Annotated in this window: 1 protein-coding gene; it reads left to right on the top strand. The window is 74.2% G+C overall.

The features are described from left to right. A partial coding sequence (locus tag IE274_RS39015; protein ID WP_190120699.1) for a type I polyketide synthase occupies nucleotides 1–4,424 on the top strand: 4,424 nt, incomplete at both ends.

The following is a 4,424-nucleotide window of genomic DNA, read 5'->3' as shown; positions in this document are numbered from 1 at the left end:
GTGCTGCGTCCAGTGTCGGCCGCGCTGTCGCGGCAGGGCTGGGAGTCGCTGTTCCACCTCGACTGGGTGCCCGCTCAGACGGCGACGTCGTCGGCCGGGACCGCTGGTCCGGTGGCGGAGTTCGCGGACTGGGCCGCGGTGCGGTCGGAGCTGGACGCGGGCGAGTCGCTGCCGGACAACGTCGTGGTGCGGTGCGCCGAGTCCGCTGACGTGGCCTCGGTACGCCCGCAGGTCCTGGCCGCCCTGGAGCTGGTGCGGGGCTGGCTGGCCGATGACCGGTGCATGGACTCGCGCCTTGTCCTGGTGACCCGTGGCGCGGTGGCGGTCGAACCCGGCGAGGACGTGCCGGACCTGGCGGCGTCGGCGGTGTGGGGCCTGGTGCGTACGGCACAGGCGGAGAACCCGGACCGCATCGTGCTCGTCGATGTCGACGGCGATGTCGACGGCGGCGACGAGAACACCTGGAAGCCGGTCCTGACGAGCGGCGAACCCCAGATCGTCGTGCGGGACGGCCGGGCCCACGTGGCCCGCCTCGCGCGGCTGCGGCCGGAGCCCGGCACGGACCCGGCGTTCGGGCCGGACAGCTCGGTGCTGGTGACGGGCGCGTCGGGTGCGCTGGGCGGTCTCGTCGCCCGGCACCTCGTCGACAGTCACGGAGTCGGACGCCTCGTCCTGGCCAGCCGACGCGGCGCCGCGGCCGAGGGCGCCGAGGAACTGCGCGCCGAACTGACCGCGCAGGGCGCCGAGGTGACGTACGCGGCCTGCGATGTCGCGGACCGGGACGCGCTGGCGGCGCTGCTCGCCGAGCACCCCGTCACCGCCGTCGTGCACACCGCCGGTGTCCTCGACGACGGCACCATCGGCTCGCTCACGCCCGACCAGGTCGACACGGTCTTCCGGCCGAAGGTCGACGCGGCCTGGCACCTGCACGAGCTGACCCGTGAGTCGGACCTGACGGCGTTCGTTCTGTTCTCCTCGGTGGCGGGCACGCTCGGCGGACCCGGACAGGGCAACTACTCGGCGGCCAACGCCTTCCTGGACGCCCTCGCCCAGCGGCGCCGCGCCGCCGGGCTCCCCGCGACCTCGCTGGCGTGGGGCCTGTGGGCCGACGGCATGGGCGCCCGCGTGGCGCAGTCCGCCGCGACCGGCCTGTCCGCCGAGGAGGGCGTCGCGCTGTTCGACGCCGCGGTCTCCGGGACTGCACCGGTCGTCGTACCGATGCGGCTCGACCTGCGCGCCGTACGCGAACTCCCGCAAATACCCCCGGTGTTCAGCGGCCTCGTCCGCACGACCACCCGCCGGGCCGCGGGCACCGGGGCCGACCCGGCCGCGGCGCTCCGCGCCCTGCTGGCCCCGCTGGCCGAGGACGAGCGCGCCCGGACGCTCCTGGACCTCGTCCGCACCCAGGCCGCCACGGTGCTCGGCCACGCCGGGCCGGAGGCGGTCGCGCCCGAGCAGGCGTTCACGGAGCTGGGCTTCGACTCGCTGACCGCCGTCGACCTGCGCAACCGCCTGAACGCGGCCACGGGCCTTCGCCTGCCCGCCACGCTGATCTTCGACTACCCGACCCCCGCGGCGATCGCCGCGTTCGTCGGCGTCGAGATCGCGGGCGAGCGCGTCGCCGCGCCGGCCACCGTCGCGGCCGTGACCGCGACCGACGAGCCGATCGCGATCGTCGGCATGAGCTGCCGCTACCCCGGCGGCGTGAACACGCCGGAGGACCTGTGGCGACTGCTCGTCGACGGGGCCGAGGGCATCACGCCGTTCCCGACCGAGCGCGGCTGGGACGTGGAGGCGCTGTACGACCCCGCGGGTGAGCGGGTCGGCAGCTCCTACACCCGCGAGGGCGGCTTCCTGCACGACGCGGACCGGTTCGACCCGGGCTTCTTCGGCATCTCGCCGCGCGAGGCCCTGGCCATGGACCCGCAGCAGCGACTGCTCCTCGAAACCTCCTGGGAGGCCTTCGAGCGGGCGGGCATCGACCCGCAGTCGCTGCGGGGCAGCGCCACCGGCGTGTTCGCGGGCGTCATGTACCACGACTACGCCTCGCAGCTGTACGGCGTGCCGGAAGGTGTCGAGAGCTTCCTCGGCACCGGCAACGCGGGCAGTGTCGCGTCCGGCCGCGTGTCCTACGTGTTCGGGATGGAAGGGCCCGCGATGACGGTGGACACCGCTTGCTCGTCGTCCCTCGTCGCGCTGCACCTGGCCGCTCAGGCGCTGCGTTCCGGTGAGTGCTCGCTGGCGCTCGCGGGCGGTGTCACCGTCATGGCGACGCCCTCCGCGTTCATCGACTTCAGCCGCCAGCAGGGCCTTTCGCCGGACGGCCGGTGCCGCTCGTTCTCCACGGACGCCAACGGCACCGGCTGGGGCGAGGGCGTCGGCATGCTCGTCCTGGAACGCCTCTCCGACGCCCGGCGCAACGGGCACCACGTGCTCGCGGTGCTGAGCGGCTCGGCGGTCAACCAGGACGGCGCGTCCAACGGCCTCACCGCGCCGAACGGTCCCTCGCAGCAGCGGGTGATCCGCCAGGCCCTCGCGAGCGCCGGTCTCACGCCGTCCGACGTGGACGCGGTCGAGGCGCACGGCACCGGCACCACGCTGGGCGACCCGATCGAGGCGCAGGCCCTGCTCGCCACGTACGGGCGGGACCGCACCGGCGATCCGCTGTGGCTGGGTTCGCTGAAGTCCAACATCGGCCACACCCAGGCCGCCGCCGGTGTCGGCGGCGTCATCAAGACGGTCATGGCGCTGCGGAACGGCCTGCTGCCGAAGACCCTGCACGTCGGTGAGCCCTCGCCGCACATCGACTGGTCCGCGGGCGCCGTGGAGCTCCTCACCGAGGCGCGGCCGTGGCCGCAGACGGACCGGCCCCGGCGGGCCGGTGTGTCGTCCTTCGGCTTCAGCGGCACCAACGCGCACGTCATCATCGAGTCCGCGCCGGAAGCCGCCGCACCGGCGGCAGCCGAGTCGGCCCCGCTCGGTCCGTGGCTGGTCTCCGGCCGCACCGAAAGCGCCCTGCACGACCAGGCGCTGCGGCTGCGCGACCACCTGACCGCGCGGCCCGACCTCGACCCGGCCGATGTCGCCCGGACGCTCGCGACCTCGCGGGCCGCGTTCGAGCACCGGCTCGCCGTCGTCGGCCGGAACTCGGCCGACCTGCTCGCCGGGCTCACCGACGCCATCGAGGGGCAGGTGACGAGCGGAGTCGTACGCGGTGTCGCCTACGAGCGCCGGGTCGGCTTCCTGTTCTCGGGGCAGGGCTCGCAGCGGCTCGGCATGGGCCGTGAACTCGCGGCCCGCTTCCCGGTGTTCGCCGAGGCCTTGGACGAGGTGCTGGGGCAGTTCGAACCGGCGGTACGTGAGGTGCTGTTCGGTGAGGACGCGGACGCCCTGAACGAGACCGGGGTGACGCAGCCCGCGTTGTTCGCGGTCGAGGTGGCGCTGTTCCGCTTGCTGGAGTCGTGGGGTGTGCGGCCGGATGTCCTGGCCGGACACTCGATCGGCGAGCTGGCGGCCGCGCACGTCTCGGGCGTGTGGTCGCTCGCGGATGCCGCGAAGGTGGTGTCGGCGCGCGGTGCGCTGATGCAGGCGCTGCCGTCCGGTGGTGCGATGGTGGCGATCCAGGCCACGGAGGCCGAGGTGGCGTCGGACCTGCCGGAGACGGTCGGTGTCGCGGCGGTCAACGGCCCCGCCTCGGTGGTCGTCTCCGGTGTCGCCGCCGATGTCGACGGGGTCGCGGAGCGGTGGCGTGAGGCGGGTCGCAAGGCGACCCGGCTGAAGGTCAGCCACGCGTTCCACTCGCCGTTGATGGACCCGATGCTGGACGACTTCCGCGCGGTCCTGGAGAGCGTGTCGTACGCGGCGCCCAAGCTCTCGATCGTGTCCACCCTGACCGGCAAGCCGGTGTCCGGGGCGGAGCTGGGATCGCCGGAGTACTGGGTGCGGCACGTGCGCGAGTCCGTGCGGTTCGCCGACGCCGTGGCCGACATGGGCGCGGACGTCCTCGTCGAGATCGGCCCCGGTGGCGTCCTCTCGGCACTGGGTCAGGAGTCCCTGCCGGACGCGGCCTTCGTGCCGGTGCTCCGCGGCGACCGGCCGGAGGACAGCGCGGTCATGACCGCGCTCGCCGAACTGGACGTACGCGGCGTGCGCGTCGACTGGGACGCGTACTACCAGGGCTTCGGCCACGCCGTCGACCTGCCGACGTACGCCTTCCAGTACCAGCGGTTCTGGCCCGACACGAGCCTGCGGCCCGCCACCGACGCGACCGGACTCGGGCTCGGCTCCGCCGACCACCCGCTGCTCGGCGCCGCGGTCGCGCTCGCGGACGAGGACACCGTCCTGTTCACGGGCAGGCTGTCGGTGGGAACCCACCCGTGGCTGGCCGACCACGCCATCCAGGGTGCGGTGCTGCTGCCCGGCAC

The sequence above is a fragment of the Streptomyces flavofungini genome, from assembly GCF_014650815.1.
Lineage (GTDB): Bacteria > Actinomycetota > Actinomycetes > Streptomycetales > Streptomycetaceae > Streptomyces > Streptomyces flavofungini.
Note: the sequence above shows the minus strand (reverse complement) of the source record. Positions and strands in the feature narration are given on the sequence as shown.